At 68.4% G+C, this 19,159-nt stretch carries 17 protein-coding genes; 9 read left to right on the top strand and 8 right to left on the bottom strand.

Features of this window, described 5'->3' with window-relative positions:
• Nucleotides 1-100 precede the first annotated feature (100 nt).
• Together aceB and WS57_RS28870 are read right to left on the bottom strand one after the other, a co-directional pair.
• Nucleotides 101-1,693 (bottom strand): malate synthase A, encoded by a 1,593-nt coding sequence (gene aceB / locus WS57_RS28875; RefSeq protein WP_059481357.1) that lies wholly within the window; start codon nucleotides 1,691-1,693, stop codon nucleotides 101-103.
• A 67-nt stretch (nucleotides 1,694-1,760) separates the two neighbouring features.
• A complete protein-coding gene (locus WS57_RS28870) occupies nucleotides 1,761-2,522 on the bottom strand; it encodes a haloacid dehalogenase type II (protein WP_069245186.1) in 762 nt (253 codons plus the stop codon).
• Between the two features lie 154 nt (nucleotides 2,523-2,676).
• Here WS57_RS28870 and WS57_RS28865 point away from each other — a divergent pair, with 154 nt between their 5' ends.
• Both WS57_RS28865 and WS57_RS28860 read left to right on the top strand, forming a co-directional pair.
• Nucleotides 2,677-3,582, top strand: a complete 906-nt coding sequence (locus tag WS57_RS28865) for a LysR family transcriptional regulator (protein WP_009691772.1) — start codon at nucleotides 2,677-2,679, stop codon at nucleotides 3,580-3,582.
• A gap of 177 nt (nucleotides 3,583-3,759) precedes the next feature.
• A complete protein-coding gene (locus WS57_RS28860) occupies nucleotides 3,760-4,194 on the top strand; it encodes a universal stress protein (protein WP_009691773.1) in 435 nt (144 codons plus the stop codon).
• Nucleotides 4,195-4,388: 194 nt separating this feature from the next.
• Here WS57_RS28860 and aceA read toward each other — a convergent pair whose 3' ends face one another.
• The 3 genes from aceA to WS57_RS28845 all read right to left on the bottom strand — a co-directional run bounded on the left by aceA (nucleotide 4,389) and on the right by WS57_RS28845 (nucleotide 8,239).
• Nucleotides 4,389-5,696, bottom strand: a complete 1,308-nt coding sequence (gene aceA, locus WS57_RS28855) for an isocitrate lyase (protein ID WP_040127726.1) — start codon at nucleotides 5,694-5,696, stop codon at nucleotides 4,389-4,391.
• Between the two features lie 379 nt (nucleotides 5,697-6,075).
• Complete coding sequence (locus WS57_RS28850) at nucleotides 6,076-7,611, bottom strand: DEAD/DEAH box helicase (protein ID WP_059481233.1); 1,536 nt, start codon at nucleotides 7,609-7,611, stop codon at nucleotides 6,076-6,078.
• Between the two features lie 358 nt (nucleotides 7,612-7,969).
• Nucleotides 7,970-8,239 (bottom strand): acyl-CoA-binding protein, encoded by a 270-nt coding sequence (locus WS57_RS28845; protein ID WP_009695479.1) that lies wholly within the window; start codon nucleotides 8,237-8,239, stop codon nucleotides 7,970-7,972.
• Nucleotides 8,240-8,386: 147 nt separating this feature from the next.
• Between WS57_RS28845 and tsaB the strand changes: the two genes are divergently transcribed.
• Genes tsaB through WS57_RS28825 form a run of 4 tightly spaced genes read left to right on the top strand, consistent with a single transcriptional unit; the run spans nucleotide 8,387 to nucleotide 11,700 of the window.
• Complete coding sequence (tsaB, locus tag WS57_RS28840; protein WP_059512861.1) at nucleotides 8,387-9,154, top strand: tRNA (adenosine(37)-N6)-threonylcarbamoyltransferase complex dimerization subunit type 1 TsaB; 768 nt, start codon at nucleotides 8,387-8,389, stop codon at nucleotides 9,152-9,154.
• Nucleotides 9,151-9,651 (top strand): ribosomal protein S18-alanine N-acetyltransferase, encoded by a 501-nt coding sequence (rimI, locus tag WS57_RS28835; protein ID WP_040127723.1) that lies wholly within the window; start codon nucleotides 9,151-9,153, stop codon nucleotides 9,649-9,651. Before tsaB ends, rimI begins: the two co-directional genes overlap by 4 nt.
• On the top strand, nucleotides 9,638-10,738 hold the full coding sequence (locus tag WS57_RS28830; RefSeq protein WP_059512860.1) for a uracil-DNA glycosylase: 1,101 nt from the start codon (nucleotides 9,638-9,640) through the stop codon (nucleotides 10,736-10,738). Before rimI ends, WS57_RS28830 begins: the two co-directional genes overlap by 14 nt.
• Nucleotides 10,735-11,700 carry a DUF1853 family protein gene (locus tag WS57_RS28825; RefSeq protein ID WP_069245185.1) on the top strand — a complete coding sequence of 322 codons (966 nt, stop codon included), beginning with the start codon at nucleotides 10,735-10,737 and terminating at the stop codon, nucleotides 11,698-11,700. Before WS57_RS28830 ends, WS57_RS28825 begins: the two co-directional genes overlap by 4 nt.
• Before the next feature lie 41 nt (nucleotides 11,701-11,741).
• On the opposite strand, the gene thiD is transcribed toward WS57_RS28825, so the two are convergent.
• Nucleotides 11,742-12,551: a bifunctional hydroxymethylpyrimidine kinase/phosphomethylpyrimidine kinase gene (gene thiD, locus WS57_RS28820; protein WP_059481229.1), complete on the bottom strand. Its 810-nt coding sequence runs from the start codon at nucleotides 12,549-12,551 to the stop codon at nucleotides 11,742-11,744.
• Nucleotides 12,552-12,609: 58 nt separating this feature from the next.
• Nucleotides 12,610-13,917: a lysophospholipid transporter LplT gene (lplT, locus tag WS57_RS28815; RefSeq protein ID WP_009690108.1), complete on the bottom strand. Its 1,308-nt coding sequence runs from the start codon at nucleotides 13,915-13,917 to the stop codon at nucleotides 12,610-12,612.
• A 218-nt stretch (nucleotides 13,918-14,135) separates the two neighbouring features.
• Between lplT and alr the strand changes: the two genes are divergently transcribed.
• The 3 genes from alr (at nucleotide 14,136) to WS57_RS28800 (ending at nucleotide 16,997) form a co-directional block, all read left to right on the top strand.
• Nucleotides 14,136-15,206: an alanine racemase gene (gene alr, locus WS57_RS28810; RefSeq protein ID WP_059512858.1), complete on the top strand. Its 1,071-nt coding sequence runs from the start codon at nucleotides 14,136-14,138 to the stop codon at nucleotides 15,204-15,206.
• 11 nt (nucleotides 15,207-15,217) lie between these two features.
• Nucleotides 15,218-16,594: a DNA repair protein RadA gene (radA, locus tag WS57_RS28805; protein ID WP_009690110.1), complete on the top strand. Its 1,377-nt coding sequence runs from the start codon at nucleotides 15,218-15,220 to the stop codon at nucleotides 16,592-16,594.
• Between the two features lie 136 nt (nucleotides 16,595-16,730).
• Nucleotides 16,731-16,997 carry a DUF2866 domain-containing protein gene (locus WS57_RS28800; RefSeq protein WP_040127718.1) on the top strand — a complete coding sequence of 89 codons (267 nt, stop codon included), beginning with the start codon at nucleotides 16,731-16,733 and terminating at the stop codon, nucleotides 16,995-16,997.
• Between the two features lie 152 nt (nucleotides 16,998-17,149).
• Here the strand turns inward: WS57_RS28800 and WS57_RS28795 are convergent, their stop codons facing one another.
• The gene (locus tag WS57_RS28795) at nucleotides 17,150-19,081 is read right to left on the bottom strand and encodes an ATP-binding cassette domain-containing protein (RefSeq protein ID WP_059512857.1); all 1,932 of its coding nucleotides are present in this window, start codon (nucleotides 19,079-19,081) and stop codon (nucleotides 17,150-17,152) included.
• Nucleotides 19,082-19,159 lie beyond the last annotated feature (78 nt).

The following is a 19,159-nucleotide window of genomic DNA, read 5'->3' as shown; positions in this document are numbered from 1 at the left end:
GCCCGACGGGCGCTTTTTTTTCGCTGTCGCATTGCTCGATCGCGAGCGGACGAAACACGGGCAGGCCGACCGGAGATCCGGCCGGACTGCCCGCGCGTCGTCAGATTTCCTCGTACAGCGGCAGGGTCAGGAATTCGGTGAAGCCTTCCGACGTCGACATCTGTTCGAAGATCGCCGCAGCGCGTTCGTACGGCTGCGTGTTGCCGCCGACCGAGCGCTTCACGTTGTCGAGTTCGGCCTTGATATAGTCGCGCACGAGTTCCGCGGTGACCTTGCGGCCGTCGTCGAGCACGCCCTTCGGCGAGCGGATCCACTGCCACACCTGCGAGCGGGAGATTTCGGCCGTGGCCGCGTCTTCCATCAGGTTGTGGATCGGCACGCAGCCGTTGCCGTCGAGCCAGGCACCGAGGTAGTGGATCCCGACGTTGATGTTGTTGCGCAGGCCCGCTTCGGTGATCGGCGCCTCGGGCTGGAAGTCGAGCAGGTTCTTGCCCTCGACCTGCACGTCGTCGCGCTGCTTGCCGATCTGGTTCGGCTTGTCGCCGAGCACCTTGACGAATTCCTCCATCGCGATCGGCACGAGGCCCGGGTGCGCGACCCAGCCGCCGTCGTAGCCGTCGGTCGCGTCGCGCTGCTTGTCCGAGCGCACGCCGGCCATCGCCTTGTCGTTCGCTTCCGGATCGTTCTTGATCGGAATCAGCGCGCTCATCCCGCCGATCGCCGGCGCGTTGCGCTTGTGGCAGGTCTTCAGCAGCAGCAGCGCGTACGCGCGCATGAACGGCACGGTCATCGTGATCTTCGAGCGATCGGCCAGGCAGAAGTCGCGGTCGTTCTTGAACTTCTTGATCGCCGAGAAGATGTAGTCCCAGCGGCCGGCGTTCAGGCCCGAGCTGTGCTCGCGCAGTTCGTACAGGATCTCGTCCATCTCGAACGCGGCGAGGATCGTCTCGATCAGCACGGTCGCGCGGATCGTGCCGCGCGGCACGCCGACCGCTTCCTGCGCGGCGACGAAGATGTCGTTCCACAGGCGCGCCTCGAGATGGCTTTCCATCTTCGGCAGGTAGAAGTACGGGCCCGAGCCGCGCGCGATCAGTTCCTTCGCGTTATGGAACAGGAACAGCGCGAAATCGAAGATGCCGCCCGACACGCGCTGGCCGTCGACCGTCACGTGCTTCTCGTCGAGGTGCCAGCCGCGCGGGCGCACGATCAGCGTCGCGACCTTGTCGTTCAGCTTGTACGACTTGCCGTTCTGCTCGAGCGAGATCGTGCGGCGCACCGCGTCCTTCAGGTTGATCTGGCCGTCGATCTGGTTCGTCCAGCTCGGCGCGTTCGAATCCTCGAAGTCCGTCATGTACGAGTCCGCGCCCGAGTTCAGCGCGTTGATGATCATCTTGCGCTCGACGGGGCCGGTGATCTCGACGCGGCGGCATTGCAGGTCGGCCGGCAGCGGCGCGACCTTCCAGTCGCCTTCGCGGATCGCCTTCGTGTCGGCGAGAAAGTCGGGGCGCTCGCCTGCGTCGAGGCGCCTGGTGCGCTCGACGCGCGCCTGCAGCAGCGCCTGGCGGCGCGGTTCGAACGCGCGATGCAGCGCCGCGACGAGTTCGAGGGCCTCGGGCGTCAGGATCGCTTCGTAACCCGGCTTGATTTCGCCGGTGATCGCCATGCCTTGCGGCAGCGTGATCGGGGTGCTCATGAGTCTCATCTCCTTGGTCGGTCAGTTGCGGTTTCGGTGAAGGGGGAAGGCGGCAGCGCTGCGAACCTCAAGCGCCCGGGCCGGGGCGCGTGCGGTTGGCGGGCTTGCCGGACGGAGCCGGGGTGGCGAGGAATGCGAGCAGATCGGCCATGCCGGCGCCGCTGCCGTCGGGCGACACGCCGAGTTCCTCGGCGGGTGCGCCCGTGCGGTTGAGCCAGAACGTCGTATAGCCGAACCACGCGGCGCCGGCCACGTCCCACGCGTTCGACGACACGAACACGATGTCGCGCGGGTTCGCGCCGAACGCGGCGGTGCCGAGCGCGTACACGGCCGGGCTCGGCTTGTACGCACGCACGGCGTCGGCCGACAGCACGCGATCGAACAGGCCGGTCATGCCGGCGCTCTTGATCGCGATGTCGAGCATCTGCGGATTGCCGTTCGACAGGATCGCGAGCGGCGGGCGCGGCTCGAGCGCGCGCAGCTTGCGCAGCGCGGGCACCGTGTCGGGATAGGTGGACAGGCACGCGTATTCGTCCATCAGCCGCTTCTCGGCCGCGCTGTTCAGCGCTAGCCCGAGCGAACGCGCGGCGAACCGCAGCGCGTCGAGCGTGATGTCACGGAACGGGCGGTAGTGCGCGCCGGCCGGATCGGCGAGCGTGCGCAACTGCGAATATTCGATTTGCTTGCGTCGCCACAGCTGCGACAACCGTTCCCCGCGGCCGGGAAACATCTGCTCGGCCGCAGCCACGACCGCATGCACGTCGAACAACGTGCCGAATGCGTCGAACAGGATGGCGTCGGGAGAGGAGAGTGTCGTTGTGGCCGACATAGCCTTGCGCTCCAGTTTCAGAGGTCGGGTCGATTCTATTCGTGATCGCTGGTATCAAAAAAGACGCTAATCATCACTTGATCTTTTACTTTCATATACCTAATCTTGAGCGGCTTCAGTCAATGTGAAGGACGGCGCACCGTCCTTTCGAGTCATGGACCGGTTCAAACAGATCGAAACGTTCGCCGCGGTCGCGGCGAAAGGCAGCCTGTCGGCGGCCGCGCACGCGGAGGGCGTCGCGCCGGCGATCATCGGCCGCCGCCTCGACGCGCTCGAGGAGCGGCTCGGCGTCAAGCTGCTGGTGCGCACGACGCGCAAGCTCACGCTGACCTTCGAGGGCTCGGCCTTCCTCGAGGACTGCCAGCGGATCATCAACGACATGCAGAACGCCGAATCGAGCGTGTCCGCCGGCGGCGTCAAGGCGAGCGGCCATCTGCGCATCTCCGCGCCGGCCGGCTTCGGCCGGCGGCACGTCGCGCCGCTCGTACCCGAATTCAGCGGCGCGCATCCGGACGTGTCGGTCACGCTCGACCTGTCCGACCGGATGGTCGACCTCGTCAACGAAGGCTTCGATTGCGCGGTGCGGCTCGGCGAGCTGCCCGACTCGTCGCTCGTGTCGCTGAAGCTCGGCGAGAACCGCCGCGTATGCGTCGCGTCGCCCGCCTATCTGGCGCGGCGCGGCACGCCGACCACGCTCGCGGAACTCGCGCGGCACAACTGCCTGGCGCTTGCCGCGAACGCGAACCAGCAGCGCGGTTGGGCGTTCCAGGAGGACGACAAGGTCGTGTCGATCCGCGTGAACGGCACGATGGAATGCTCGGACGGCGCGGTGCTGCACGAGTGGTGCCTGGCCGGACACGGGCTCGCGTGGCGCTCGTGGTGGGAGGTCGGCGAGGATATCGCGGCCGGGCGTCTCGTCAGCGTGCTCGATGCGTTCGCCGCGCCGCCGATCGGCATCCACGCGGTGTTTCCGCAGCGCCGGCACCTGCCGCTGCGCGTGCGGCTCTTTCTCGATTACCTGAAGCACACGTACGAGCGGCCCGGCTACTGGGGCGAATAGGCGACCGAACAGGGCGACGGCGGCTCGGCCCGCGCGTTTTCGATATGAGGGCGAACCCGCTGCCGGCGCCGGTCGCGGCATTTCGCACACTACAATCGAAACACGCATCTCCGACGGGGCGCGGCCGGTGGATCCGGCACCGCGCCGCGCGGCGTGCGACTGACGAAGGAGGGCGCGATGTTCCGGCACATCCTCGTTCCAACCGACGGTTCCGAACTGTCCCGCAAGGCGATCGACGGCGCGATCGACCTGGCGCGCGCGGTCGGCGCACGCGTGACGGCCTATGCGTGCCTGCCGCAGTATCCGTACTCGCCGTTTTCCGAAGTGATCATCGAGCCGCCCGCCGATTTCCGTGCGCGCAGCGAGCGCGAGGCGCGCGCGCATCTCGACGAGGTCGAATCGGCCGCGAAGGCGGTCGGCGTCGCCTGCGACACCTGGACGAGCGTGCATCCGTCGCCGTACCTCGGCATCATCGAGGCGGCCGAGCGCGGCGGCTGCGACGTGATCTTCATGGCGTCGCACGGCCGCCGCGGGCTCGGCAGCCTGCTGATCGGCAGCGAAACGCAGCGCGTGCTGACCCATACGAAAATTCCGGTGATCGTCTATCGGTGATGCGGCGCCGTTCTTGTCCCGCGCAGGCGGTGTCGCGACCGGTGTTGAAAGAAAGCGCGCCGGACGAAGCCGGCGCGCGTCGCTGCCATGTCGGCCCGCAGGCCGTGCGGCCGGTCGCGCGCGAGCGCGCGCGCCTGCCGTCTCCTCCCTGATTCCTGTTCTGTGGCGGGCGCCGGCGTGACGCCCGCCGCGTGTTATGCGACCTTCTTGCCGTCGAAGAACTGTTCGTCCTCGGTCGAGCCGTGCAGCGCGGTCGTCGATGCTTCGCGCTCGACCGTCTGCGTGACCGCATCGAAGTAGCCGGTGCCGACTTCGCGCTGGTGCTTGACGGCCGTGAAGCCCTTGTCGGCCGCCGCGAACTCGGCTTGCTGCAGCTCGACGAACGCGCTCATCTGCGTGCGGGCATAGCCGTGCGCGAGGTTGAACATCGAGTAGTTCAGCGCATGGAAGCCGGCCAGCGTGATGAACTGGAACTTGTAGCCCATCGCGCCGAGTTCCTTCTGGAACTTCGCGATCGTCGCGTCGTCGAGGTTCTTCTTCCAGTTGAACGACGGCGAGCAGTTGTACGACAGCAGCTTGCCCGGGAACTGCTTGTGGATCGCTTCCGCGAATTTCTTCGCGTACTCGAGATCGGGCTTGCCGGTTTCGCACCAGATCAGGTCGGCGTACGGCGCGTACGCGAGGCCGCGCGAGACTGCCTGCTCGAGGCCCGGCTTCGTGCGGAAGAAACCTTCGACCGTGCGCTCGCCGGTCAGGAACGGCTTGTCGTTGTCGTCGATGTCGGACGTGATCAGGTCGGCGGCTTCCGCGTCGGTCCGCGCGACGAGCACGGTCGGCGTGCCCATCACGTCGGCCGCGAGCCGCGCGGCCGACAGCTTCGCGACGGCTTCACGGGTCGGCACGAGCACCTTGCCGCCCATATGGCCGCACTTCTTCACCGAGGCGAGCTGGTCCTCGAAGTGAACGCCCGACGCGCCGGCCTCGATCATCGCCTTCATCAGTTCGAACGCGTTCAGCACGCCGCCGAAGCCGGCTTCCGCATCGGCGACGATCGGCGCGAAGAAGTCGACGTAGCCTTCGTCGCCCGGGTTCTTGCCCTCCGACCACTGGATCTGGTCGGCGCGCGTCAGCGTGTTGTTGATGCGCTTCACGACGAGCGGCACCGAGTTCGCCGGGTACAGCGACTGGTCCGGGTACATTTCGCCCGCGACGTTTGCGTCGCCGGCCACCTGCCAGCCGGACAGGTAGATCGCCTTGAGGCCGGCCTTCACCTGCTGCATCGCCTGGTTGCCGGTCAGCGCGCCGAGCGCGTTGACGAACGGCTCGGTGTTGATCAGCGTCCACAGCTTTTCCGCGCCGCGCTTGGCCAGCGTGTGCTCGACCGCGATCGAGCCGCGCAGGCGCACGACGTCCTCGGCCGTGTAGCCGCGCTTGATCCCCTTCCAGCGCGAATCGGTTTCCCATTGCTTCTGCAGTTCCTGTGCCTGTTGCTGACGGGACATGATGAGCTCCTTGACGTATTTGCCTGACGAGATGAATCAACGATGACGATGCCGTCCACGAAACGGGGGAGGATTTGCGTGCACGTTTCGTGAAGTCTTGTATAAGAGTCTAGGCAAATCGATGCGCGCGAGACAGAGGCTTTGCGCAGAAGCCGATAAATTTTTATTCGTTATGAATCAGTATCTTGAAATTGATGTTTCGCAATAAGAAACGATTTTTCCTATCCTGCAATCGGTCGCGTTGTGCCGCGCAGCATGATTTTTTACGACACAAAAAAATTTTCCGTATCGTGAAATGGCGCGCGGGACGAAAAAAAACCGGCGCAGAAGCGCCGGTCGGCCGGATCAGCAGGGCGGCGAAGGGGCCGCCCATGCGCGATCAGGATGCGGAGTTGCTGCGGCGCGGGCCGCTGCTGCGCTGGCCGTCGCGACGGCCACCGTCGCGGCTGCCGCCCGGCTTGCCGCTCCAGCCGCCGCCGTTGCCGCTGCCGTAGCTGCGACCGCTGCCGCCATGACCGCCGCCCGGCTTGCCGCCGAAACGCCGGCCGCCGTTGCCGCCGCCCGGACGGCCGCGGCCGTTGCCGCGATCGTTGCGCGGGGGCGCCTTGCGCGGCTCGAAGCCTTCGATCACGTTGACCGGCAGCGGCGCACGCACGAAGCGCTCGATGCGCTTGAGCGCGCCTTGCTCGGCGTGGTGCACGAGGCTCACCGCGATGCCCGAACGGCCCGCGCGACCGGTACGGCCGATGCGGTGCACGTAGTCCTCCGCGAACTTCGGCAGGTCGTAGTTGAACACGTGCGTGATGCCCGGGATGTCGATCCCGCGCGCCGCGACGTCGGTCGCGACCAGCACGCGCACGCGGCGCTCGCGCAGCGCACGGATCGTGCGGTTGCGCGCGCCCTGCGGCAGGTCGCCGTGCAGCGCGGCCGACTGGAAGCCCGCGTCGGCGAGACGGCCGGCGAGCTGGTCCGCGTCGATCTTGGTCGCCGTGAAGATGATCGCCTGGTCGAGCGCGTTGTCGCGCAGCAGGTGATCGAGCAGGCGGTCCTTGTGGTCGCGGTCGTCGACGTAATGCACGGTCTGCGCGATGTTCGCGCGCGACTCGAGGCGCTGCTGGATCTCGATGCGTTCCGGATCCTTCAGCAGGCGGCTCGTCAGCGAACCGATCTTGCCGTCGAGCGTGGCCGAGAACAGCATCGTCTGACGCGACTCGGGCGTCGCCTCGACGATCGTCTCGATGTCCTCGATGAAGCCCATGTCGAGCATGCGGTCGGCTTCGTCGAGCACCAGCATCTTCAGCTCGGACAGGTCGATGCGGCCGCGCTCGAGATGGTCGAGCAGGCGGCCCGGCGTCGCGACCAGGATTTCCGGGTTCTTCGCGAGCAGCATCAGCTGCTGGCCGTAGGCGACGCCGCCGAGGATGCTGACGGTGCGCAGGCGCTTCAGGTGCTTGCCGTAGGTCGATGCGGCCGTCGTGACCTGCATCGCGAGTTCGCGGGTCGGCGTCAGCACGAGCAGGCCCGGGCGCGCGACCGGTTGCGGGCGGCGACCGCGACGATCGCCCTGGTTCGGTTCACGCGGCGCGCGCGGCTGTTGCGCCTGCGCCTTCTGGAGCTGCGCGAAACGTTCGATCGCGGGCAGCATGAATGCGGCGGTCTTGCCCGAACCGGTCGGGCTCGACACCAGCAGGTCGCGGCCGGCGATGCCGGCCGGAATGGCGCGCTGCTGGACCGGCGTCGGCTTCACATAGCCGGCGGCCTGCAGCGCGGAGACGATCTCCGGCGACAGCCCGAGCGACGCGAAGCTCGGCTCGTCCGACGCCGGTTCGAGCGCGGCCGGTGCGGCGGCGGCATCGAGACCGAGCGCCTGGTCGGCGATCGCGTTGAGCGGGCTGGAGTTGATGCTCGAAGTCATAACAATCCTTGAAACACAGATGGGTGAAACGTCGGCGCCAATCGCGCATACCCAAGTCGTCGGATTCAACGAGCAAATCGGGAAACGGGTGCAATCCGCCAAACAGATGGCGGATGAGGCATTAGAAGCTGTTTTGGGTGCGGCGCGCCAGGAGCGAGGCCGCCAGCCTGTGAGTGACGACCGCGAGGGCCGAAGCAGGAGGGGACAGGTTCTAAACCGGATTGGAGCTTAACGCTACGAAGCGTCAGGCCGGAACGGCCTTCGGGCCGTGCGCGGAAGCGACGCAGCCAGCATTATAAGGATTTTTGCTGCGCCGCGCCACTGATTTGATCGCCGATTGCGTCGGGACGCGAACCGGTCAGGAAGCGGTGCCGTTCTTCAGCGATTCGACGAGTTCGATGTATTGCTGCTTCGCGTCATCCTGCGAGGTGCCCTTGAGCGCATCCCAGGCGTCGTACTTGTATTTGCCGACGATGTCGGTGAAGCCCGGCTTGTCGCCGTGCGCGTCGCCGTCGGTGGCCTGCTTGAACAGCGCGTACAGGCGCAGCAGCGTCAGGTTGCCCGGCCGTTCCGTCAATTGCTTGACGTCGATCTGGGCCTGGTCGAAGCGGGCGGTGAGGTCGCTCATCGGGAGTCTCCGTAAGGGTTTCAAGTCGGGCGATCTTAACAAGCGGACCGCCGCGCAGGGTCGAGCGATCCTTCCAAACCGCCGGCCGCCGCACGCGCATGCGAAGATCGGGCCCGAACGCCCGTGGGAGCGGGGCGCCGCATTACAATGTCGGCCATGACGCAAACAGTGCTCCTCGCCATCGATACGTCGACCGAATACTGCTCGGTCGCGCTGCTGCGCTCGGCTTCGGCCGATGCCGGCGTTTCCTCCCCGCAAACCTGGGTCCGCCACGAACTGACGGGCGCCGTGTCGAGCACGCGCGTGCTGCCGGCGATCCAGGAACTCTTCGCCGAATCCGGGCTGACGCTCGCCGACTGCGATGCAATCGCATTCGGTGCGGGGCCGGGCTCGTTCACGGGCCTGCGCACCGCGACCGGCATCGCGCAGGGCCTCGCGTTCGGGCGCGGCCTGCCGGTCGTGCCGATCGGCACGCTGCTCGCATGCGCCGAGCATGCGCGGCTGCGCGCGCCCGGCACGACGCGCGTGCTCGCCGCGCTCGACGCGCGGATGGACGAAGCCTACTGGGCCGATTTCGCGTGGGACGATGCGGCCGGCGACTGGCGCACGCTGCATCCGGCCGCGCTCGACGCGCCGGGCGCCGTCGGCGTGCCCGATGCGCCGTTCACGCTCGCCGGCAATGCGGCGGCCGCGTTCGGCGCGCAGATGCCGGCCACCGCGCGCGCGGTGGCGATCGACGGTGAAGCGCTGCCGCACGCGCTGGCGGTCGCGCATGCCGCGCTGCGCGCGTTCCGCGCCGGGCGCACGGTGCCGGCCGACCAGGCCGCACCCGAATACGTGCGCGACAAGGTCGCACAAACGACCGCCGAACGCATCGCGGCGCGTGCCGCGCAGACGGGCGGGGCGCAACGATGACGGGCGTGCTGCTGAGCGACCGCTATCTGTCGCCGATGACCGACGCCGATCTCGACGAGGTCGTCGCGATCGAGCAGGCCGCCTACGAATTCCCGTGGAGCCGCGGCAATTTCGAGGATTCGCTGCGCAACGGCTATTTCGGCGTGTGCCTGCGGCACGTGACGGGCGCGCTCGTCGGCTATTGCGTGCTGATGCCGGTGATCGACGAGATGCATCTGCTGAACCTGTGCGTCGCGCCGGCGGCGCAGCGCTCGGGCGCGGGGCTCGCGCTGTTGCGCGAGGCGGTGCGCATTTCGCGCGCGGAACGGCTCGACGGCGTGCTGCTCGAGGTGCGGCCGTCCAATCCGCGTGCGATCCAGTTGTACGAGCGCTTCGGCTTCGTGACGATCGGGCGGCGCAAGAACTATTACCCGGCGCGGCATCGCAGCCGCGAGGACGCGATCGTGATGCGTCTGACGCTGAACAAGGATGGAGGGGGCGCGCATGGCGTGGACTGAAGCGGCGCTCGAGGAAATGGGCCTCGCGCAGATCTGGGTGCGGCGCGGGCAGCGCGCGGATGGCGAAGCCGTGGCGGCTGATGCAGGCGCGGTGGGCGCGTCAGCGACGCCGCAGGCCGATGCCGTCGCGGACGGCGGCGCTGCCGTTGCGGCGGCAACGGTCGCCCGGCAGCCGCGACCGGATCACGACGCCGGTTTGCCGCCGGCTGATGTAACGCGCAGCGCGGTCTCCGCCCGCGTACCGGCCGATGCGCCGCCGCAGGCCGTCGCGCCGGCATCCGACGCCATGCGACGCGATACAGCCGACGCGGCAGCCCGTCGCGAATTCGCCGACGAGCGCGCGTCGGCGCAACGCGAGTCCACTGCATCCACGGCCCCGATGCCGCCGGCTTTCGACGCACCGCCCGCCGCCGAAGACGATTTCGCGTGGTTCGACGCCGCGCCGCCGGGCGACCCCGTCGCGCCGGCCGAATCGCGCGCCGCGGAAACGCCGGTCGCGATGCTCGACTGGGATGCGCTCGCCGCGCGCGTCGCCGACTGCACGCGCTGCCGCCTGTGCGAGAAGCGCACCAATACCGTATTCGGCGTCGGCGATCGCGAGGCGGACTGGATGCTGGTCGGTGAGGCGCCGGGCGAGAACGAGGACAAGCAGGGCGAACCGTTCGTCGGCCAGGCCGGCAAGCTGCTCGACAACATGCTGCGCTCGCTGTCGCTCGAGCGCGGCCGCAACGTCTATATCGCGAACGTGATCAAGTGCCGGCCGCCCGGCAACCGCAATCCCGAACCGGACGAGGTCGCGCGCTGCGAGCCGTATCTGCAGCGCCAGGTCGCGCTCGTGAAACCGAAGCTGATCGTCGCGCTCGGCCGCTTCGCCGCGCAGACGCTGCTCAAGACGGATGCGAGCATCGCCTCGCTGCGCGGCCGCGTGCATGCATACGAAGGCGTGCCGGTGATCGTCACCTACCATCCGGCCTACCTGTTGCGCAGCCTGCAGGACAAGTCGAAGGCCTGGGCCGACCTGTGCCTCGCGCGCGACACGTTCGGCGCGGCGGCGGGCGGCGCCGCGCAACAGCCGGCCGGGCAATGACGGCCCGCGCGGCGTTCGCGTTCGTCGATACGCTGCGCGACGCCGCAGTCCGCGACCTGGCGTGGCTCCTCGCGAGCCCGAGCCTGCTCGCCGCGGCGCCGGGCGCGTCGCTCGCGCAGCCGTGGTCGGACGCCGCCGAACGGGCCGCCGTCGAGGCGTGGCTGGCGGCGCTCGACGCCGCGCCGGCGCCGCTGCACCGTGCGCTCGACGGGCTGCGACCCGTGCGCCTCGGCCGCTATGCCGAATGCCTGCTCGAATATTTCCTGACGCACGGCCCGTCGCTGCGGCTCGTCGCGGCGAACCTGCCGCTGCGCAGCAACGGGCACACGCTCGGCGAAGTCGACTTCCTCGTCGATACGCCGGACGGGCGGCGCCTGCACTGGGAACTGGCGGTGAAGTGCTATCTGTGCGCGCCGGTGCACGCGGGCGCATCGCTCGCCGATTTCGTCGGACCGAATCTCGTCGACCGGCTCGACCGCAAGCGCAGCCGGCTCATCGACCATCAGCTGCGGCTGAGCAGCCGCAACGGCTTCACGCTGCTCGGCTACGGCGCGCTGTCCGCGGCGCAGATGTTCGTGAAGGGCTGGCTGTTCTATCCGCACGGCGCGACACGGCCGCCGGTGTCCGCCGAAATCGCGCCCGATCATCCGCGCGGTTTCTGGCTCACGCATGCGCAGTGGCCGGACTGGGCGGCCGCGCAACCGGCCGGTGCGGCGTGGAGCGTGCTGCCGCGGCTCGCGTGGCTTGCGCCGCGGCGGATCGCCGCGCATGCCGATGCGGCGCCCGAACCGCTGGCGGCCGCGCGCGCGTTGCCGCCGGTGCTGGGCGCGCGCCAGCCGCCCGCGCTGATCGGCGTTTATGAACCGTGCGACGACGGGACGTGGCGAGAGACGGCGCGCGGCTTCGTCGTCCCGGACGATTGGCCCGCGCGGGCGCGGGCATTTGCGGCGCAGGTCGACTGAAGTCGGACCGACGTTGCGTCAGTCGCGGTGGTCTGCCGCGCTTACCACCAGCGATGGAAATGATGGACGGGGCCGACGCCGTGGCCGACGTCGAGCCGCCCGCTCGCGGCAATCGCGCCGGTCAGGTAGGTCTTCGCGGCGCGCACCGCGCTTTCGAGGTCGGGATGCTGCGGCAGCAGCGCCGCGATCGCCGACGACAGCGTGCAGCCGGTGCCGTGCGTATTGCTGACGGGCACGCGCGGACCGTCGAGGCGCACCGTATGCGCCGCTTCCACGAGCCAGTCGGGGCTCGCGGCCGCGTCGGGCAGGTGCCCGCCTTTCATCAGCACGGCGCGCGCGCCCGTTTGCAGCAGCGCGCGGCCCTGCCGGACCATGTCGTTCTCCGTCGTCGCGGGCGTGTCGCCGAGCAGTGCGGCCGCTTCGGGCAGGTTCGGCGTGACGACCGTCGCGAGCGGCAGCAGCGCATCGCGCAGCGCGTCGACCGCGTCCGGCGCGAGCAGCGCATGCGCGCTTTTCGAGATCATCACCGTGTCGAGCACGACGAAGCGGGGCGCGTAGCGCCGCAGCGCGTCGGCGACCGCGTGCACGATCGAGGCGTTCGCGAGCATGCCGATCTTGACCGCGTCGATGCGGATGTCGTCGAACACCGCGTCGAGCTGCGCGGTCACGAACGCGGGCTCGGGCGCATGCACGCCGGTCACGCCGCGCGTGTTCTGCGCGGTCAGCGCGGTGATCACGCTCGCGCCGTAGGCGCCGAGTGCGGAGAACGTCTTCAGGTCGGCCTGGATGCCTGCGCCGCCGCCGGAGTCGGAGCCGGCGATCGTCAGGACGTTGGGTATCGGGTGCGTCATGATGGCAGGGCGCCGCTTCGGGGAGCGGCGCCGACGGACGGGAACGGGAAGTGTAGCGTCAGTGCTTCGACTCGCCGATCAGCGCGACCGCATCGAACTGACGCTGGTTCGCCTGGTGGCGGCGCATCACGAGCCACATCGTCAGGCACACGAAGGTGCCGAACAGCACGATCACGACGCCGACCGGCACGTCGAGCCACACCAGCACCGCATACAGGCACAGCATCACGAGCACCGACAGGTTCTCGTTGAAGTTCTGCACCGCGATCGAGTGGCCGGCCGACAGCAGCACGTGGCCGCGATGCTGCAGCAGCGCGTTCATGGGCACCACGAAGTAGCCCGACAGCGCGCCGACGCACATCAGGAAGATGTACGCGATGATCAGGTACACCGGCATGCGCATGTGGCCGATGTGCACGGCCCAGTGCGACGGGAACAGGTCGCGCGTGTAGAACGCCATCAGCATCACCGCGATGCCCATCATGATGCCGACGGGCAGCACGGTCAGCGACTTCTTCAGCGGGATCTGGGCCGCCGCCGCGACTGCGCCGCCCGCGACGCCGACCGCGACCACGGCCTGCAGCAGCGCGCCTTCCGACAGCGACATGCCGAGCGACACCTCGGCCCATTTCAGCACGATGAACTGCAGCGTCGCGCCCGCACCCCAGAACAGCGTCGTGACCGCGAGCGAGATCTGGCCGAGCCGGTCGCGCCACAGCACCATGAAGCAGTCGGCGAAGTCGGTGACGAGCTTGACCGGGCCGCGTTCCTGCTTCGGGTAGCGGGCGCCCGTATCGGGAATCCGCAGGTTGAACAGTGCGGCGATCACGTAGATGGTCATGATGACCGCCATCGCCGATTCGGCCGGCGTATTGATCCATGCGGGCGTGTGCGCGATCACGTGCGACGCGATGTGCGGGCTGATCAGCGCGCCGCCGAGCACGGTGCCGAGGATGATCGAACTGACGGTCGTGCCTTCGATCCAGCCGTTCGCGGCGACGAGCCGGTCGGCCGGCAGCAGTTCGGTGAGAATGCCGTACTTCGCGGGCGAATAGGCCGCCGCGCCGAAGCCGACGATTCCGTACGCGATCAGCGGGTGGGCGCCGAACAGCATGATCAGGCAGCCGACCACCTTGATCGAGTTGGTGATGAACATCACGCGACCCTTCGGGCGCGAATCAGCGAACGCACCGACGAATGCGGCCAGCACGACATAGGACAACACGAAGAACAGCTTGAGCAGCGGTGTCATCCAGTTGGGGGCGTGGAGGTCTTTCAGCAGGGCGATGGCGGCGATGAGAAGCGCATTGTCGGCCAGCGACGAGAAAAACTGCGCGGCCATGATGGTGTAAAAACCTTTTTTCATCTGATGCGATGCTTTCGTCGCTGCGGCTTGGCCGCGTAGGCCGCCTGGTATGCGATCGGCTTATTCCGTTCGAAATGGGTTGTGCGCACGGCTTTATAACATGAAAATACGCCAATTCGGACTAGCAAGATTCCCCGATCGTTCCGCAAATTGTCGGCTTCGGTGCTCAAAAGGCGCGGTAAGCTGATGATTCGCAAGCGTCTTTACGTAAATTTCCCATGCCGCGCCCGATCTCCGCCACCATCCACACCGCCGCTCTCGCGAACAATCTCTCCGTCGTCCGCCGCTATGCCGGCCCGTCCAAGGTCTGGGCGGTCGTCAAGGCCAACGCGTACGGCCACGGTCTCGCGCGCGTGTTTCCCGGCCTGCGCGGCACCGACGGCTTCGGGCTGCTCGACCTCGACGAGGCCGTCAAGCTGCGCGAGCTCGGCTGGGCCGGCCCGATCCTGCTGCTCGAAGGGTTCTTCCGCTCGACCGACATCGACGTGATCGATCGCTACAGCCTGACGACGACCGTCCACAACGACGAGCAGATGCGGATGCTGGAAACGGCCCGGCTGTCGAAGCCCGTCAACGTGCAGCTGAAGATGAACAGCGGGATGAACCGGCTCGGCTATGCGCCGGAGAAATACCGCGCCGCGTGGGAGCGCGCCCGCGCGTGTCCCGGCATCGGCCAGATCACGTTGATGACCCATTTTTCGGATGCCGACAACGAGCGCGGCGTCGCCGAGCAGCTTGCGACCTTCGAGCGCGGCGCGGCGAGCATCGCCGGCGCGCGCAGCCTCGCGAACTCGGCGGCCGTGCTGTGGCATCCGGACACGCACTTCGACTGGGTGCGGCCGGGCATCGTGCTGTATGGCGCGTCGCCGTCCGGGCTGTCGTCCGATATCGCGGACACCGGCCTGAAGCCGGCGATGACGCTCGCGTCCGAGCTGATCGCGGTGCAGACGATCGGCAAGGGACAGGCGATCGGCTATGGCTCGACGTTCTCCGCGCAGGCGCCGATGCGGATCGGCGTGGTCGCGTGCGGCTATGCGGACGGCTATCCGCGCGTCGCGCCCGAAGGCACGCCGGTGATCGTCGACGGCATCCGCACGCGGATCGTCGGCCGCGTGTCGATGGACATGATCACCGTCGACCTGACGCCGTGCCCGCAGGCCGGCGTCGGCGCGCGCGTCGAGCTGTGGGGCAACGCGCTGTCGATCGACGACGTCGCGCGTCATTGCGGGACGATCGGCTACGAGCTGATGTGCGCGGTCGCGGCCCGCGTGCCGGTGCGCGCGGAATAAGGGTAGTGCGCGTGGCCAAACAGAAAACCGTCTACGTCTGCAGCGAATGCGGCGGACAGACCCCGAAGTGGCAGGGGCAGTGCCCGTCCTGCCAGGCCTGGAACACGCTCGTCGAGTCGGTGGCCGAGTCGCCCGCCGCGCATCGCTTCCAGTCGCTCGCCAAACGCGCGCCGGTGCAGCGTCTCGCCGATATCGAGGCGGCCGACGTGCCGCGCTTCTCGACCGGCATCGGCGAGTTCGACCGCGTGCTCGGCGGCGGGCTCGTGCCGGGCGGGGTCGTGCTGATCGGCGGCGATCCGGGCATCGGCAAGTCGACGCTGCTGCTGCAGTCGCTCGCCGACATCGCGAGCGAGCGGCGCGCGCTCTATATCAGCGGCGAGGAATCGGCCGCGCAGATCGCGTTGCGCGCGCAACGGCTCGCGCTGCTCGACGGCGGCGCGCCGGCGGCCGAACTGAAGCTGCTCGCCGAGATCCAGCTCGAGAAGATCCAGGCCGCGATCGACGCGGAGCGGCCCGACGTGGCCGTCATCGACTCGATCCAGACCGTCTATTCGGACGCGCTCACGTCGGCGCCCGGCTCGGTCGCGCAGGTGCGCGAGTGCGCGGCGCAGCTCACGCGCATCGCGAAGCAGTCGGGCACCGCGATCATCATGGTCGGGCACGTGACGAAGGAGGGCAACCTCGCCGGTCCGCGCGTGCTCGAGCACATCGTCGACACGGTGCTGTACTTCGAAGGCGACACGCACTCGTCGTTCCGGCTCGTGCGCGCGTTCAAGAATCGCTTCGGCGCGGTCAACGAGCTCGGCGTGTTCGCGATGACCGAGCGCGGGCTGCGCGGCGTCGCGAATCCGTCGGCGCTGTTCCTGTCGCAGCACGAGCAGGTCGTGCCGGGCTCGTGCGTGCTCGTCACGCAGGAGGGCACGCGCCCGCTGCTGGTCGAGGTCCAGGCGCTCGTCGATACGGCCCATGTGCCGAACCCGCGCCGGCTCGCGGTCGGCCTCGAACAGAACCGGCTCGCGATGCTGCTGGCGGTGCTGCACCGGCACGCGGGCATCGCCTGCTTCGACCAGGACGTGTTCCTGAACGCGGTCGGCGGCGTGAAGATCACGGAGCCGGCGGCCGATCTCGCGGTGCTGCTGGCGATCCACTCGTCGATGCGCAACAAGGCGCTGCCGAAGGGACTGATCGTGTTCGGCGAAGTGGGGCTCGCGGGCGAGATCCGGCCGTCCCCGCGCGGGCAGGAACGGCTGCGCGAGGCGGCGAAGCTTGGCTTCACGATCGCGCTGATTCCGAAGGCGAACGCGCCGAAGCAGGCGATCGAGGGGCTGAAGGTGATGGCCGTCGAGCGCCTCGAGCAGGCGATCGACAGCGTGCGCGACCTCGAATGAACGACGCGGCAGGCGCCTGCCGTGCGATCTGGCGCGTAATTCGTTGTAAAGAATATGTAGGCTGCTGTAACCCGCCGGACATTGCTTTTCCCTATCCTTTGCCGGATTGTCGAACCGCGCATCGTGAAGGGAAGCTATGTTGAAATCGTATGGGCAAGCGCCGGACGCACGCGTGTACAACCTGCGCGGCTGCCGCGTCTCGGAGCCGATCCGTCAGCCGTGGGGCGGCGGATGCCGGATCGTCGAATGGATCGATTCGGAAGGGCGGCTCGCGCGCCGCGTCGTGGCGGAGCACGTGACCGAAGCGGAAGTCGCCGCGGCGATCCGCCGGCCGACCGAAGGGCGCCGGCACCTGATGGGCGACGACGAGCAGATGCCGCGCGATACGCTGCCGCGGCGCTGAGCCGGTGGCCGGCGGGCCGCGAACGAGATCGACAAGGCCGGGCAATGTGCCCGGCCTTGTCGTATCCAGGGTGGTGGTGGCTTGGCGGCGCGCGGAAATGCCGCGACGCCGGCGCGGCTTGGGCGGCGCGGCCGGGCGCGCCCCGCTCGCGGTCAGCCGATCTGCTCGAGTTCTTCCTGCGCGGCGAGCCAGTCCGCCTCGATCGTTTCGAGCCGCGCGTTGACGTCGCCGAGCGTGCGGATCGCGTCCGTGAGTTCGGTCTTGCGCGCCGGTTCGTAGCTCGCCGAATCGGCGACGAACGCATCGAGACGCGCCTTTTCCGCGTGCAGCGCGTCCATTTCCTTTTCGAGCTTCGTGATGCGCGTCTGCAGCGGCTTCTTCAACTGCGACAGGCGCTGCCGTTCCTCGGCCGCCTGCCGCTTCTGGTCCTTGCGGTTGACGGCCGGCCCGGCGCCGGACTCGGCCGCGCCGTCGGCCTTCGCGGCCGCGCGCTGCTCGGCCGCATGCTGCAGCAGCCAGTCGCGGTAATCGTCGAGGTCGCCGTCGAACGGCTGCAGCCGGTGCTTGGCGACGAGCATGAACTGGTCGGTCGTCGCGCGCAGCAGATGACGGTCGTGCGACACGAGAATCAGCGTGCCGTCGAACTGCGCGAGCGCCATCGTCAGCGCGTGACGCGTTTCGAGATCGAGGTGGTTGGTCGGTTCGTCGAGCAGCAGCAGGTTCGGCTTCTGCCAGATGATCAGCGCGAGCGCGAGGCGCGCCTTTTCGCCGCCGGAGAACGGGCCGACCGGGCTCGTCGCCATGTCGCCCGAGAAGTTGAAGCCGCCGAGGAAGTCGCGCAGTTCCTGCTCGCGCGTGTCGGGTGCGAGCCGCGCCAGATGCGCGAGCGGCGAATCGTCTTCGCGCAGCGTCTCGAGCTGATGCTGCGCGAAATAGCCGATCGTCAGCCCCTTGCCTTCGCGCACCTGGCCCGACAGCGGCGCGAGCGTACCGGCCAGCGTCTTGATCAGCGTCGACTTGCCCTGGCCGTTCGCGCCGAGCAGGCCGATGCGCTGCCCGTTCTGGATCGACAGCGCGACGCGCTCGACGATCGGGATTTCCGCGCCGTCGTCGGCACGGTAGCCGCAGCGGACGTCTTCCATCACCATCATCGGGTTCGGCGCGGCGTCGGGCGTGCGGAATTCGAACGTAAACGGCGACGCGACGTGCGCGGGCGCGATCAGCTCCATCTTCTCGAGCGCCTTCATCCGGCTCTGCGCCTGCCGCGCCTTGGTCGCCTTGGCCTTGAAGCGGTCGATGAAGCTCTGCAGGTGCGCGACCGTCTTCTGCTGCTTTTCGTAGGCGCTTTGCTGCAGCGCGAGCTGCTGCGCGCGCAGCACTTCGAACTGCGAGTAGTTGCCGCCGTAGCGCTTCACCTGGCGGTTCTCGAGATGCAGCGTGACGTTGCAGATCGAGTCGAGGAATTCGCGATCGTGCGAGATCACGACGAGCGTGCCGGGGTAGCGGTGCAGCCAGTCTTCCAGCCAGACGATCGCGTCGAGGTCGAGGTGGTTGGTCGGTTCGTCGAGCAGCAGCAGGTCGGAGCGGCACATCAGCGCCTGCGCGAGGTTCAGGCGCATGCGCCAGCCGCCCGAGAAGCTCGCGACGCTCTCGCGCGTCTGCGCGAGCGTGAAGCCGAGGCCGAGCAGCAGCGCCTCGCCGCGCGCGGGCGCGGTGTAGCCGTCGGCGTCGGCGAATGCCGCGTGCGCTTCGGCTTCGGCCGCCCCGTCATGGGCGGCCGACGCGGCGGCGATGCGCGCCTCGATCTCGCGCAGCGCGGCGTCGCCGTCGAGCGTGTAGTCGAGCGCGGAGCGATCGACGGCCGGCGTTTCCTGCGACACATGGGCGATCCGCCACGACGGCGGCATCGAGAAATCGCCGGCGTCGGCGTGCAGCTCGCCGCGCAGGACCGCGAACAGCGTCGACTTGCCGGCGCCGTTCGCGCCGATCAGGCCGGCTTTCTCGCCGGGATTGAGCACGAACGATGCCGAGTCGAACAGCGGCTTGGTGCCGCGCGCAAGGCTGAACTGATTGAAACGGATCACGGCGGAAATGACTGGCCAAAACCGCTATTCTAGACCGCGCGCCGTGTGCGCACGCATCGGCCGTCCGGCAGATGCCGC

It is taken from the genome of Burkholderia pseudomultivorans (assembly GCF_001718415.1).
GTDB classification, from domain to species: domain Bacteria; phylum Pseudomonadota; class Gammaproteobacteria; order Burkholderiales; family Burkholderiaceae; genus Burkholderia; species Burkholderia pseudomultivorans_A.
Note: the sequence above shows the minus strand (reverse complement) of the source record. Positions and strands in the feature narration are given on the sequence as shown.

Coding starts and splice junctions, on each gene's coding strand:
- WS57_RS28865 (WP_009691772.1), top strand. CDS start 2,677: ATGGACCGGTTCAAACAGATCGAAACGTTCGCCGCGGTCGCGGCGAAA.
- alr (WP_059512858.1), top strand. CDS start 14,136: ATGCCGCGCCCGATCTCCGCCACCATCCACACCGCCGCTCTCGCGAAC.
- WS57_RS28830 (WP_059512860.1), top strand. CDS start 9,638: ATGGCGTGGACTGAAGCGGCGCTCGAGGAAATGGGCCTCGCGCAGATC.
- WS57_RS28870 (WP_069245186.1), bottom strand. CDS start 2,522: ATGTCGGCCACAACGACACTCTCCTCTCCCGACGCCATCCTGTTCGAC.
- aceB (WP_059481357.1), bottom strand. CDS start 1,693: ATGAGCACCCCGATCACGCTGCCGCAAGGCATGGCGATCACCGGCGAA.
- WS57_RS28850 (WP_059481233.1), bottom strand. CDS start 7,611: ATGACTTCGAGCATCAACTCCAGCCCGCTCAACGCGATCGCCGACCAG.
- aceA (WP_040127726.1), bottom strand. CDS start 5,696: ATGTCCCGTCAGCAACAGGCACAGGAACTGCAGAAGCAATGGGAAACC.
- WS57_RS28845 (WP_009695479.1), bottom strand. CDS start 8,239: ATGAGCGACCTCACCGCCCGCTTCGACCAGGCCCAGATCGACGTCAAG.
- tsaB (WP_059512861.1), top strand. CDS start 8,387: ATGTCGGCCATGACGCAAACAGTGCTCCTCGCCATCGATACGTCGACC.
- rimI (WP_040127723.1), top strand. CDS start 9,151: ATGACGGGCGTGCTGCTGAGCGACCGCTATCTGTCGCCGATGACCGAC.
- WS57_RS28825 (WP_069245185.1), top strand. CDS start 10,735: ATGACGGCCCGCGCGGCGTTCGCGTTCGTCGATACGCTGCGCGACGCC.
- thiD (WP_059481229.1), bottom strand. CDS start 12,551: ATGACGCACCCGATACCCAACGTCCTGACGATCGCCGGCTCCGACTCC.
- lplT (WP_009690108.1), bottom strand. CDS start 13,917: ATGAAAAAAGGTTTTTACACCATCATGGCCGCGCAGTTTTTCTCGTCG.
- WS57_RS28800 (WP_040127718.1), top strand. CDS start 16,731: ATGTTGAAATCGTATGGGCAAGCGCCGGACGCACGCGTGTACAACCTG.
- WS57_RS28860 (WP_009691773.1), top strand. CDS start 3,760: ATGTTCCGGCACATCCTCGTTCCAACCGACGGTTCCGAACTGTCCCGC.